This is a genomic window from Actinacidiphila sp. bgisy160, assembly GCF_965342435.1.
In the GTDB taxonomy this organism is placed as follows: domain Bacteria; phylum Actinomycetota; class Actinomycetes; order Streptomycetales; family Streptomycetaceae; genus Actinacidiphila.
Genome location: NZ_CBDRCM010000049.1, coordinates 14008 through 27006, shown reverse-complemented (window position 1 = coordinate 27006; position 12999 = coordinate 14008). Strand labels below are relative to the sequence as shown.

Annotated in this window: 10 protein-coding genes; 4 read left to right on the top strand and 6 right to left on the bottom strand. The window is 73.8% G+C overall.

What is annotated here, in order from left to right; all coding sequences use genetic code 11:
* Positions 1-6: 6 nt before the first annotated feature.
* Entirely contained in the window at positions 7-1662 is a 1656-nt protein-coding gene (locus tag ACRWNP_RS29080; protein ID WP_431966513.1) for an FAD-binding dehydrogenase, read from the bottom strand.
* Positions 1663-1770: 108 nt separating this feature from the next.
* On the opposite strand from ACRWNP_RS29080, the gene ACRWNP_RS29075 reads away from it, so the two are divergent.
* Complete coding sequence (locus ACRWNP_RS29075; protein ID WP_431966511.1) at positions 1771-2550, top strand: SDR family NAD(P)-dependent oxidoreductase; 780 nt, start codon at positions 1771-1773, stop codon at positions 2548-2550.
* A 109-nt stretch (positions 2551-2659) separates the two neighbouring features.
* Here ACRWNP_RS29075 and ACRWNP_RS29070 read toward each other — a convergent pair whose 3' ends face one another.
* From ACRWNP_RS29070 to ACRWNP_RS29050, 5 genes are all read right to left on the bottom strand, one after another.
* Complete coding sequence (locus tag ACRWNP_RS29070; RefSeq protein WP_431966509.1) at positions 2660-3502, bottom strand: EamA family transporter; 843 nt, start codon at positions 3500-3502, stop codon at positions 2660-2662.
* Entirely contained in the window at positions 3499-3984 is a 486-nt protein-coding gene (locus ACRWNP_RS29065) for a YbaK/EbsC family protein (RefSeq protein ID WP_431966507.1), read from the bottom strand. The genes ACRWNP_RS29070 and ACRWNP_RS29065 overlap by 4 nt, the downstream gene beginning before the upstream one ends.
* 54 nt (positions 3985-4038) lie before the next feature.
* The gene (locus ACRWNP_RS29060) at positions 4039-5658 is read right to left on the bottom strand and encodes a penicillin-binding transpeptidase domain-containing protein (protein WP_431966505.1); all 1620 of its coding nucleotides are present in this window, start codon (positions 5656-5658) and stop codon (positions 4039-4041) included.
* A 165-nt stretch (positions 5659-5823) separates the two neighbouring features.
* On the bottom strand, positions 5824-8244 hold the full coding sequence (locus ACRWNP_RS29055; RefSeq protein ID WP_431966503.1) for a SpoIIE family protein phosphatase: 2421 nt from the start codon (positions 8242-8244) through the stop codon (positions 5824-5826).
* 426 nt (positions 8245-8670) lie between these two features.
* Entirely contained in the window at positions 8671-10401 is a 1731-nt protein-coding gene (locus ACRWNP_RS29050; protein WP_431966501.1) for a dolichyl-phosphate-mannose--protein mannosyltransferase, read from the bottom strand.
* Positions 10402-10461: 60 nt separating this feature from the next.
* Here ACRWNP_RS29050 and rsmI point away from each other — a divergent pair, with 60 nt between their 5' ends.
* From rsmI to ACRWNP_RS29035, 3 genes are all read left to right on the top strand, one after another.
* Positions 10462-11346, top strand: coding sequence for a 16S rRNA (cytidine(1402)-2'-O)-methyltransferase (gene rsmI / locus ACRWNP_RS29045; protein ID WP_431966499.1), 885 nt, complete (start codon positions 10462-10464; stop codon positions 11344-11346).
* A gap of 191 nt (positions 11347-11537) precedes the next feature.
* Positions 11538-11936, top strand: a complete 399-nt coding sequence (locus tag ACRWNP_RS29040) for a hypothetical protein (protein WP_431966497.1) — start codon at positions 11538-11540, stop codon at positions 11934-11936.
* Between the two features lie 28 nt (positions 11937-11964).
* Positions 11965-12876, top strand: coding sequence for a TatD family hydrolase (locus tag ACRWNP_RS29035; protein ID WP_431966495.1), 912 nt, complete (start codon positions 11965-11967; stop codon positions 12874-12876).
* Positions 12877-12999: the final 123 nt, after the last annotated feature.

Here is a 12999-nt window from a genome sequence, read left to right as displayed (position 1 = left end):
AAGCGGTCAGGCGGTCGCCTTCGCCGCCGCGCGGCCCGCGGTACGGCCGGAGAAGACGCAGCCGCCGAGGAATGTCCCCTCCAGCGAGCGGTAGCCGTGCACCCCGCCGCCACCGAACCCGGCCGCCTCACCCGCCGAGTACAGCCCGGGCAGCGGCTCGCCGTCGGCGCGCAGCACCCGCGCGTCCAGGTCGGTCTCCAGCCCGCCGAGCGACTTGCGGGTCAGGATGTTCAGCCGCACGGCGATCAGCGGGCCCGCCTTGGGGTCCAGCAGCCGGTGCGGGGCGGCGGTGCGGATCAGCTTGTCGCCGATGTAGTTGCGGGCCCCGCGGATCGCGGTGACCTGCAGGTCCTTGGTGAAGGTGTTGGTGATCTCGCGGTCGCGGGCCTCGATCTCGCGGCGCAGCGCGGACTCGTCGATCAGGCCGTCCTTGGTGAGCGCGTTCATGCCGCGCACCAGCGCCGCCACATCGTCCTCCACGACGAAGTCGACGCCGTGCCGCTTGAACGCCTCGACCGGGCCGGGCGCCCCCGGCAGTGCGCGCTTGAGCACGTCGCGCACGCTCTTGCCGGTCAGATCCGGGTTCTGCTCGGAGCCCGACAGGGCGAACTCCTTCTCGATGATCTTCTGGGTGAGGACGAACCACGTGTACTCGTACCCGGAGCGCATGATGTGCTCCAGCGTCCCCAGCGTGTCGAAGCCCGGGAAGAGCGGCACCGGCAGGCGCTTGCCGGTCGCGTCCAGCCACAGGGAGGACGGGCCCGGCAGGATGCGGATGCCGTGCCGGGCCCAGATCGGGTCCCAGTTCTCGATGCCCTCGGTGTAGTGCCACATCCGGTCGCCGTTGATCAGGCGCGCCCCGGCCGCCTCGGCGATCCCCAGCATCAGCCCGTCCACGTGCGCCGGAACGCCCGACAGCAGCTTGCGCGGCGGCGTGCCCAGCCGCTCCGGCCAGGCCTCGCGCACCAGGTCGTGGTTGCCGCCGATGCCGCCCGAGGTGACGATCACCGCCTGCGCCCTGAGCTGGAACTCCGCGCGGATCTCCCGTGAACTCGCCCGGCCGCGTTCGGCGTCGCTGTCCACCAGGACCTCGCCCGCGACGCCGTCCACGGCGTCGCCCGTCGTCGTCAGCGCCGTCACGCGGTGCCGGAATCGCAGCTCCACCAGGCCCCCGGCGACCGCCTCGCGCACCCGGCGCTCGAACGGCGCCACCACGCCCGGGCCCGTGCCCCATGTGATGTGGAAACGGGGCACCGAGTTGCCGTGCCCGGTGGCGAGGTAGCCCCCGCGCTCCGCCCAGCCGACCACCGGGAAGAACCGTATCCCCTGCCCGTGCAGCCAGGACCGCTTCTCGCCGGCGGCGAAGTCCACGTACGCCTCGGCCCACTTGCGCGGCCAGTGGTCCTCGGCGCGGTCGAAGCCCGCGGTGCCCATCCAGTCCTGCAACGCGAGTTCGCGGCTGTCCTTGATCCGCATCCGGCGCTGCTCGGGGGAGTCGACGAGGAACAGCCCGCCGAAGGACCAGAACGCCTGGCCGCCCAGGTTGCTCTCCGGCTCCTGGTCGAGCAGGAGGACCTTGCGGCCCGCGTCGGCCAGTTCGGCCGTCGCGACCAGACCGGCCAGCCCCGCTCCGACGACGATGACGTCCGCGTCCAGCGCCATGGTGTGCCTTTCCGCTCCCCTTGGGTGTGCAGGCACGTTACGCTACGCGCGAGTAGGGAGGCGAGAGGGCAGCGCCTCGTAGATCGCTCGCAGGCGGGGGATGACGCCATGCGCAGGTTCGAGGGGCACGTCGCCCTCGTCACCGGAGGTGCCCAGGGGATCGGCGCGGCGACCGCCCGGCGCCTGATGTCCGAGGGCGCGGACGTCGTCCTCGCGGACCTGGACGCGGAACGCGCCGCCGCGACGGCGCGGGCCCTCGGCGAGGAGACCGGCGGCCGGGCCGCGGCGGTGCGGTGCGACGTCGTCGACCAGGCCGCGGTGGACGCCGCGATCGCGTACGCCGCCGAGCGCTTCGGGCGGCTCGACGTCCTCGTCAACAACGCCTACGCCTGCCACGTGGACCCGCCGCGGTTCGAGGACGTCCCCGACGCGGAGTGGTACGAGGACCTCGAGGTCACCCTCACCGGTGCCATGCGGTGCGCCCGCGCGGCGCTGCCGTTGCTGGCGCGGGCGGGCGGGCGCGGGGCGATCGTCAGCATCGGTTCCGTCAACGGGCACATGAACTTCGGCAACCACGCCTACAGCGCCGCCAAGGCGGGCCTCGCCTCGCTGACCCGCACGCTCGCCGTGCACGCCGCCCCGCGCGGCGTCCGGGTCAACCTCGTCGCCCCCGGCACGGTGCGCACGCCCGCGTGGGCGGGGCGCGACGACGCGCTCGACCGCCTCGCCGGGGTGTATCCCCTCGGGCGGGTCGGCGAGCCCGACGACATCGCGGCGGCCGTCGCGTTCCTCGCCGGCCGGGACGCCTCCTGGATCACGGGCCTCACCCTCCCCGTCGACGGGGGCATCCTCGTCGACGGATCCGCGTTCCGCGCGGCGCTGGACTGACGCCCGGGGTCTGTCTGTGCGGCGCCGTTGTCGTGTGCGGGTCGTTGCGCCCGCGGCGGGGGAGGAACCGCGACCGCGACCACGACGGCGCCGGGGACGAAAGTCCCCGTCACGCGTGGAGCATCAGCCCGATGCCCGCCACCACCACAAGCGCCGCGACCACCCGCGGGCGCCCCAGCCGCTCCTTGAAGAAGACCGCCCCGATGACCGCCCCCGCGATGATGGAGGTCTCCCGCAGGGCCGCGATCGGGGCGAGGTCGCCCCGCGTCTGGGCCCACAGGACGAGGCCGTACGCGGACACGGACAGCGCCCCGCCGAGGAGCCCGCGGGCGGCGACCGGGCGCAGTTGCGCCAGGAGCGCGGCGCGGCGCACCGCGAGGGCGCAGCACACGAGCAGGACGCCCTGGATGAGCAGGAGCCAGGCGACGTACCCCAGGGCGGTGCCGGAGGCGCGGACCCCGACGCCGTCGACCACGGTGTACACCGCGATGGTCAGGCCGGTGCCGACGGCCGCGCCGACCGCCGGCCAGTCCTTGCGGCGGCCGCGCATGCCCCACAGGGCGGCCCCGCCGAGCCCGGCGGAAGCGACCACGACGCCCGCGGTCTGCAGGGCGTCCGGCACCTCGCCCACGAACACCGCCGCCAGCAGCGTCACCACCATCGGGGCGACACCGCGCGCGATGGGGTAGACCTGCCCGAAGTCGCCCAGCGTGAAGGACTTCATCAGCAGGTACATGTACGCCATGTGGATCCCCACCGACGCGGCCAGGTAGGGCCAGGCGTCCGCCGCGGGGAGCGGCGCGAACCCGGCGATCGCCGCGCCGCAGATCGCTCCGCCGCCTCCGACCAGGGTGAACGCGACGAGCTGGTCGCGGATGCCGTGGGCGATGGCGTTCCAGGCCGCGTGGGTGACCGCCGCGAGCAGGACGCCCGCCGCTATCAGCGGCGTCACGCGGTGCGTTCGCGGACGTCGGCGAGGGTCGCCCCGGCGTGCCCGACCAGTTCGGCGGGCGCCATGGGGAAGACCGTGTGCGGGGTGCCGGCGGCCGCCCACACGGTTCCGTGCGCCAGCAGCCCCCGGTCGGCGAGGACGGTGGTCCGCGTGCGGTGCCCGAAGGGGGGTACGCCGCCGATGGCGTACCCCGTGACCGCGCGCACCAGGTCCGCGTCGGCCCGCCGTACCTCCGCCGCGCCGAGTTCCGCGCGGACCCGCTCCACGTCGACCCGGGACGCGCCGTCCATCAGCACCAGCACCGGGACCCCGTCAGCCGCGAAGATCAGGGACTTGACGATCTGTCGGAGTTCGCAGCCGATCGCCGCGGCGGCCTGCGCCGCGGTGCGGGCCGCGTCCGGGAAGGCGCGGACCGGCACCTGGAGTCCCAGCGCGGTGAGCGCCTCGGCGAACCGGGGATGAGCTGCGGCTGAAGTCGACATGAGCAGCACGCTAGCCCCCGGCGGGGCCGGGGTGCCAAGCCATTTGCCGGCGGGTCACGAGGAGGCCTTGAGCACCGAGGCCACGATCGGCCCGGCGGAGTCGCCGCCGTGCCCGCCCTCCAGGACCATCCCGGCGGCCGCGACGTCACCCCGGTAGGCGACGAACCACCCGTTGGGCTGGTCCTGGCCGCCGACCTCCGCGGAGCCGGTCTTGGCGCCGACGTCCCCGTAGACCCCGCGCATCGCCCCGGCGGCGGTACCGCTCGACGCGGTCAACCGCATCATCGACTTGAGGTCGGTCCGCACGCCGGACGGGAGGCCGCTGCCCGCCTTGGCCAGGGACCCCTCGATCAGGTCCGCGGCCACCAGCCGCGGCTGGCGGAACGCGCCGTTCTGCACGGTCGCGGCGACGGAGGCCATGTTGAGCGGGCTCATCTGTATCTGGCCCTGGCCGATCATCTCCTCCGTCATCTCGTCGCCCGGGCCGCCGGGGACCCGGCCGTCCCAGGCCGGGACGCCGACGTTCCAGGTCTGGCCGAAGCCGTAGTAGCGCTGGGCGACCGAGGGGACCGAGGACTCGTCGAGCCGGCCGGCGAGCTTGATGAAGCCGGTGTTGCAGGAGATGGCGAAGTCCCGCTGGAAGGTGGCCGACGGGTCGGAGGAGCTCTCCACGTTGTGGAACATCTTGCCGTTGTCGTGGTTCGCGGTCGCCGGGCACGGCGCCGGGGTCCCCGGCGACACGCCCTTCTCCAGCAGGGCGGTGGCGGTGACGACCTTGAAGGTGGAGCCGGGGGCGACCTGCGCGTTGAAGGCGTTGTTGTTGTCGCTCGCCGGGTTGTTGGCGAAGGCGAGTATCTCGCCCGTGCTCGCCTTGACCGCCGCGACCGACGACTGGCCTGTGCCCTTGACCCCCTGCTCCGCGGCCTTCTGGAGGCGCGCGTCCAAGGTGGTGGGGAGCTTGGCGGCCGTGCCCTTCGTGATCACGTGCAGCGTCTGTCCCGCGCCGTCGGCGCCGTTCACCCAGGTCTCGATGCCCGGTTTGCCGCCGGAGAGCTTCGCGCCGTAGCGCTCGCGCAGTTGGGGCAGGACGGAGGCCAGGGACGGGTAGGCGTCGGCGTCGAGCTCCTTGCCGTTGCGGTCGACGACGACCACCGGCGGCGAGGCGGCCTCACCGGTCTCCAGGGACTGACCCTCCGTCAGTTTCGGGTGCAGCACCGACGGTTCCCAGTCGACCAGGGGGCGGTGGGTGGTCTCGCCGCGGAAGACCGTGAGGGCCGAGGAGTACGTCCAGGTGGAGGATTTGCCTTTGTAGGAGAGCGAGGCCACGACCTTGAACGGCACCACGGTTCCCTGGGCCGGGCCGGGCGTCAGCCGCACACGGGTGACACGCGCCTGCCGCCGGTAGGCGGCCAGGTCCTCGGAGGCCGTCGCCGCGTCGTTGGTGAGCGCCCCGGCCGCGGTGGTGTCCCCCTTGGCCCACGCGGCCAGGAAGTCCGCGGCGGTCTCCTTCACCTCCGCCGCGGTCGGCGGACCGGTCTCGACCGGGGTGGCCTTCGCGGAGAAACCGCCGCCCCCGCTCAGTCCGTTGTAGATGTTGTACGCCCCGTACCCCGCGGTCCCCACGAGTCCCGCGGTCAGCGTGGCGGCGATCCCCAGCTTCACTCCTCGGCGCATGGCACCGAACCCTCCCCGTGATCCCCCTGAACGTGTTCAAAAAACAGGCGACGCAAGCGCACTCTACGGGACGGAGGGGGCCGGGGGCGGTCCACCCGGTCACAGCTTCGGCACATGCTCGCCATCGCCCGGGAAAGTCGCCGGCCGGGACCGCCTCGCGGCGGGTCACCGCCCCGGCCCGGGCGGGAGCCGCTCCTCGTCCGTGAGGGTCAGCTCCGCCCAGACGATCTTGCCCTCCCGGGTCCTGCGGAAACCCCACCGCGTGCTCAGCTCCGCGACGATCACCAGGCCCCGGCCGCCCTCGTCGGTGGCGCCGGGGTGGCGCGGCAGCGGGGGGCCCGGACTGGCGTCGAACACCTCGCAGGCCAGCGTCATGTGCCGGACCAGCCGCAGCCGCACGGGTCCCGTCCCGTGCCGGACGGCGTTGGCCAGCAGCTCCCCGACGATCTGCTCGGCGGTCGCCCGCACCCGGTCCAGCCCCCAGGCGGACAACTGCCGGACCGCCTCGGCCCGTACACGCCCGACCGCGGCCGGCTCGGCGGGGACCTCGACGATGAACACCCGGTCGGCGCTCAGCCGGCAGGTCCTGGCGAGCAGCAGTGCGACGTCGTCGTCCTGCCCGCGCTCGGGCAGCAGGTCGACCACCGCGGCGCACAGGTCCTTCAGCGAGGCGCCCGGCGGCCGGCTGAGCGCGGTCCGCAGGCGCTCCAGCCCGTCGTCGATGTCACCGTCCCGGGTCTCGACGAGCCCGTCGGTGTACAGGGCGATCACGCTCCCCGCGGGCAGCTCCAGGTCGACCGAGGGGAAGGACCGCAGCCCCACGCCGAGGGGCGCCCCGGAGGGGATCTCCGGGAAGGCCGCCGTGCCGTCGGGGGTGATGATCACCGGCGGCGGATGCCCGGCCCGGGCGATGGTCAGCCGCTCGTCGATGGGATCGTAGACCGAGTACAGGCAGGTGGCACCGAGGATGCCGGCGGCGGGCGACTCCTCGTCGAAGTCCTCGATGCCCAGCCGGACGACGAGGTCGTCCAGCGCGGACAGCAGCCGGTCGGGCGGCAGCTCCAGACCGGCGAGGGTGCTCACCGCCGTGCGGATCCGCCCCATGGCCGCGGCGGCGTTGAGGCCGTGCCCCACGACGTCCCCGACGACCAGGGCCACCCGGGCGCCGGACAGCCGGATCACGTCGAACCAGTCGCCGCCCACCCCGTCCTGCGTGTCCGCCGGGAGGTAGCGCCAGATCGTCTCCAGGGAGAACCCGGCGCTCGGGTTGCGCGGGAGGAGGCTGCGCTGCAGCGTCAGGGCCATGGTGTGCTCGCGCGTGTAGCGGCGGGCGTTGTCCAGGCTGAGCGCGGCCCGGCTGACCAGTTCCTCCGCGAGCGTCCGGTCGTTCTCGTCGAACGGCGTGGGGTTCTGGCTGCGGACGAGCACGGCGACACCGAGGATCTCGTCCCGCGCGTGGACGGGCAGGATCAGCAGGCTGTGCATCCCGAGCCCGAGGACCTGCTGCAGCCGCTGCGGGTCCTCCTCCAGCCACGTGCCGGGCTCGGTGTCCAGCTCCGCCTCCATGTACGTCCGGCCGGAGCACAGCACCTTGACGAACGGCGAGTGCGGGGGGACGAATACGGGGCTGCCGCGCGCGTAGAGCGACTCGCGGAAGTCGTCGTGGACGGAGGCGATCCCCGCCCGGTGGAAGACGGGGACGTTGCCGCCCTCCAGCGGGCCGAGCCGGGTGAGCGGGGCGTCGCCGAGGCGCACCGACTCCGCGAGGTCGATCGTCGCGTAGTCGGCGAGCAGCGGCACCAGCAGATCGGCGAGGTCCTGCGCGGTCTGCAGGACGTCCAGGTTGGTCCCGATGCTGGTCGCCGCGCGACCGAGCACGGTCATGCGGTCCCTGGCCCGCCGGCTCTCGGTGACGTCCACGTTGACCGAGCAGACGCCCGGCAAGCCGCCTCGCACGTCCTCGATGCGGAAGGCGGAGAGCGCGTACGCCCGGTGCCGCATCCGGTCCAGCTGGCTCAGCTCCCGGTCGATCACCGGTTCGCCGCTCTCCAGGACCTCGCGCAGCAGTCCCTCGACCTGTTCGGTGTTCGCGTAGAGCGGTGACTCGTCCAGGTGCCGGCCCAGACGCTCCTCGCGGGAGAGGCCGAAGTGCTCGGCCAGGGCGTCGTTCAGCCAGGCGGTGCGCAGGTCGCTGTCCCAGATCGCCATCGGGAAGGGGCACAGCTCCGCGGCCGACTCCAGTACGGACGCGGGCACCCCGGCCGTCGCGACCAGCCAGTCCATCGCGCCGGACGCGCCGGACAGCCCGGTCACCCGCAGGTCCACGTCCAGCCGCCCGCCGCTGCGGTGCCGCAGCGCGGCCGGTCCGCTCCACTCGTCGGTGAACCCCGCCGGCCCGTCCCCCGGGGCGACCAGCAGCACCGAGGCCGGTCTGCCGAGGACGTCCGCCGCCGGGTACCCCAGCAGCCGCTGCGCGACCTCGGTCCAGCGGACGAGCACGCCGTCCGCGTCGACCACCGCCAAAGCCGCGCCGACGCTGTGGAGCGCCGACGCCTGACCGGGCACGCTGCGATCGGGGGCGGACATAGGTGATATTTCCCTCGGGGTTCACGCTAGGTCCGTGCTCGTCCCCCTGCAAACCGTCGCCGGCCAGGTCAGCGGCCCCGCCACCACCGGCGCTTCCCCTCGGCCGGCGCCGGGACGCAGGCGTCCGGCTCCCAGGTCCGCAGGGCGGCGCGAATGCGGTCGAACGTGGGGACCGGACGCCGCCCGCCGGCGCGTCCGGGGGGTCAGCTCGGCTGCGTCGGTCCGCCGCGCCGGATCACCGGCCGTCACCAGGAAGTGCCTCACCACCACGCGACCATCGACGCCATCGGAACGCCCACCGGTCGCCCGGCCCTGGCCTTCCGGCGGAACCGGCCGCTCCGGCACGGCAGGGAGCGTGGTGAGGGCCTCCCGCGGTGCGCTGCCGGGGCCGCCCGTGGTGCGGCCCCGGCGCGCGGGGGGGGCCGGTCAGATCCAGGTGTCGAGCCACATGCGGTCGCGCCAGGCGTCCATGGGGATGGTCTGCCCGGTGTAGAGCGGGAAGAAGTAGATGAAGTTCCAGACGATCAGCAGGACCAGGATCCCCGCGCCGACCGCGCCCCACATGCGGCGGCGTTCGCTGGAGCCGGGGGGACCGAGGATCGCGCCGAGCATCATCGTGACCGCGAGGCAGAGGAACGGCACGAAGACGACCGCGTAGAAGAGGAAGATCGTCCGCTCCTGGTAGCGGAACCACGGCAGGTAACCGGCCGCGATGCCGCAGGCGATCGCGCCGGCGCGCCAGTCGCGGCGGAAGATCCAGCGGTACAGGACGTACAGCAGGGCGAAGCACCCGGCCCACCACAGCAGCGGGGTGCCGATGGCGAGCACCTCGCGGGCGCAGCCGCCGGCCGCGGTGCAGCCGTCCTCGCCGAGCCTGGGGGACTCGTAGAAGTACGACACCGGCCGGCCCAGGACCAGCCAGCTCCAGGGGTTGGACTGGTAGGTGTGCGGGGAGTGCAGGTTGACGTGGAAGTCGTAGACCTGTGACTCGTAGTGCCACAGGCTGCGCAGCGCCGCCCAGGAGTCCGACAGGAAGCCGCCGTCGCCCTTGGCCCAGTCGCGGTCGTAGCCCTTGCCGGTGGTGAACCAGCCGAGCCAGGACAGCAGGTACGTGACGACGGCGACCCCGACCATGCTGAACGCCGCCCACAGCCCGTCCAGCCAGAACGCGGTGAGCCGGGGGTAGCGGGCCCCCGCCACCCGGCGGGCGCCGACGTCCCACAGCACGGTGAGGACGCCGAAGAACGCCAGCACGTACAGGCCGTTCCACTTGGTGCCCGCGGCCAGGCCCAGGCAGATCCCGGCCGCGATCCGCCACGGGCGCACGCCCAGCCAGGTGAAGGAGGCGACGTGGTCGTCCGGGCGGCCCCCGGGCAGGGCGGCGGCGAGCCGCGCCCGCGCGCGGTCGCGGTCGATCAGCAGGCAGCCGAAGGCGGCCAGCACGAAGAACATGACGACGAGGTCGAGCAGGGCGACGCGGCTCATCACGAAGTGCAGGCCGTCCACCGCCATCAGGCCGCCCGCCAGGCAGCCCAGCGCCGTGGAGCGGAAGAGCCGGCGGCCGATCCGGCAGAGCATCAGCACCGACAGCGTGCCGAGCACCGCCATGGCGAAGCGCCAGCCGAAGGGGTTCAGCCCGAAGATCCACTCACCGGAGGCGATCACCCACTTGCCGACCGGCGGGTGCACCACGTACGAGGGGGCGTCGGAGAGCGGGACGGAGGGTGGGTTCGCGAGGATCAGGTCGTTGGCCTTGTCCGGCCAGCTGCCCTCGTAGCCGTACTGCAGGAGCGACCAGGCGTCCTTCGCGTAGTACGTCTCGTCGAATATCACCGCGTGCGGGCTGCCCAGGTTCCAGAACCGCAGCAGGCCCGCGAAGAGCGCCACGAGCAGCGGGCCGCCCCAGCCCGTCCAGCGGGCGAGCCGGTACGCCGTCGCCTTCCCCACGCCGAGCGCCGCCCACGCCCGCGTCCCCGGCTCGGGGAACGGCGGTACCAGGCGCTCGCGCAGGTCGGAGCGGGGGCGGTCCGCGTAGCCGTAGCGGCGAAGCTGCCGCTGCCAGGGGCTCTGCTCCTCCGCGGCCTTCGGTGCGTCCTCGACCCGGTGCGCATGCGTCGCGGTGTCACTCGTCACCGGGCCATCGTAGGGAAGCCGCATGTGTATGCGCTGAGGACCGGGCCAACCGGGGGTATACGCCGCGGGTGGGAGACTGGGGCGGTGACTAGCTCCGCAGGACCGGCCGCAGGCGTACTCGTACTCGCAGGGACCCCCATCGGCGACGTCGCCGACGCCCCGCCCCGGCTCTCCGCGGAGCTGGCCGGGGCCGATGTGATCGCCGCCGAGGACACCCGGCGGCTGCGCCGGCTCACCCAGTCCCTGGGGGTGACCACCACCGCCCGGGTCGTGTCGTACTTCGAGGGCAACGAGTCGGCCCGCACCCCGGAGCTGGTCACGGCCCTGGAGGAGGGCGCCCGGGTGCTGCTCGTCACCGACGCCGGCATGCCCTCGGTCTCCGACCCCGGCTACCGGCTGGTCGCCGCGGCCGTGGAGCGCGACATCCGGGTGACGGCCGTCCCGGGCCCGTCCGCCGTGCTGACCGCGCTCGCCCTCAGCGGCCTGCCCGTGGACCGCTTCTGCTTCGAGGGCTTCCCGCCCCGCAAGGCGGGCGAGCGGCGCGCCCGGCTGGGCGAGGCCGCCGGGGAGCGGCGCACCCTGGTGTACTTCGAGGCCCCGCACCGCCTCGCCGAGACCCTCGCGGCGATGGCCGAGGCCTTCGGCGCCGGGCGCCGGGCCGCCGTCTGCCGCGAGCTGACCAAGACCTACGAGGAGGTCAGGCGCGGTCCCCTGGAGGAGCTGGCGGCCTGGGCCGCCGAAGGGGTGCGCGGGGAGATCACGATCGTCGTCGAGGGCGCCCCGGAGACCGGGCCGGAGGAACTGGACGCCGCCGAGCTGGTGCGCCGGGTCCGGGTCCGCGAGGAGGCGGGGGAGCGCCGCAAGGAGGCGATCGCGGCCGTGGCGACGGAGGCGGGGCTGCCCAAGCGGGAGGTCTTCGACGCGGTGGTGTCCGCGAAGCACGCCGCGAAGCAGCCCGCGACCGGCTAAACACGGCACGGTGCAAAGTCCTATCGTGGGAGAGGGAAAAACCTGGGCCGCCTGCTCGGCCCCACGTCACACACTCCCCAAAACTGGCTCAAGAAAGGGCACCGCCGCTGTCGCCGGCGCCTTCCCGGGCGTTCGCTGATAGAGGGAAGTCCCGCTCCGGACGCCTCGTCCGGAGGGCATCAGGAGCTGCCATGAGCGAGACCATCGGAACCGATGGCACGGTTCGTGAGGCGTACGCCTTCGTCTGCACCAGCTGCGGGCGCGGATGGGAGCAGGCGTACGAGATCGAGCACCACGTCGACGCACAGGGTCGCGAGGTCGTCTGGTACATGGCGGACGGCAAGCGCGTGCCGTCCCCGCTGACCCGGCCGACGTGCGTGGAGTGCGAGAGCCACAAGGTCCGCATCATGCGGGCAGGACAGGTCTCCGATGTCGCCGGGTCCTGGTCGGCCACCGCGACCGCCGGCCCCCTGCCCGCGGCGTCGGACATGCGCCGGGTGCCGGCCGCGCCGGCCGTGGAGGAGGCCGAGCGCCGGGCGCGGCACTGGTCGCCCCGCAACCTGCTGCACCGCAGGAGGGACGCCCGGTAGCCGCCGCGCCCCCGCCTAGGATCGGGGCATGCCCGAGCACAACCAGAGCCAGAGCCAGAGCCGGCGCCGGAACAAGGACGCGTCCGCCGCCCCTCCCCTCCCCGAACCGCTCGCGGTCCCGGTGGCGGACTCGCACACCCACCTCGACATGCAGGAGGGCAGTGTCGAGGAGGCGCTGGCGAAGGCGGCGTCCGTCGGTGTGACGACCGTGGTCCAGGTGGGCTGCGACGTCGACGGCTCCCACTGGGCGGCGCGCACCGCCGGGGCGTACGAGGCCGTCTGGGCGGCCGTCGCCCTCCATCCCAACGAGGCCCCCAGGATCGTCCACGGGGATCCGGACAACTGGTCGCGACAGGGGTCCCGCGAGGCGGGCGGCCTGCCCGCGCTGGACGCCGCGCTCGCGGAGATCGACGCCCTCGCCGCGCTGCCCCAGGTGCGCGGCGTCGGCGAGACCGGGCTGGACTACTTCCGCACCGGGCCCGAGGGAGTCGAGGCCCAGCAGTACTCCTTCCGCCGCCACATCGACATCGCCAAACGGCACGGCAAGGCCCTGGTCATCCACGACCGCGAGGCCCACGCCGACGTGCTGCGCATCCTCGACGAGGAGGGCGCGCCCGGCACCGTCGTCTTCCACTGCTACTCCGGTGACGCGGAGATGGCCAAGGTCTGCGCCGACAAGGGCTACTACATGTCCTTCGCCGGCAACGTCACGTACAAGTCCGCCCAGGACCTGCGCGACGCGGTCGCCGTCGCCCCGGCCGAGCTCCTGCTGGTCGAGACCGACGCGCCCTTCCTCACCCCCGTACCGCACCGCGGCCGCCCCAACGCCCCGTACCTGATACCGGTCACCGTGCGGGCCATGGCCGCCGCCCGGGGCGCCGCCGAGGACGAGCTGGCGGCCGCCATCGGGGCCAACACGGCCCGCGCCTTCGGCTACTGACGCGGCGTCGCCTGCCCCCACCCGCGTCGCGCGGTCGGCGTAACGCCGGGTGTCCGATTCCGGACGCCCGGCCGGTGGAACGGTCATCGCCGTGGGCGGGGCAGGGCCGCGCTGACCACGGCC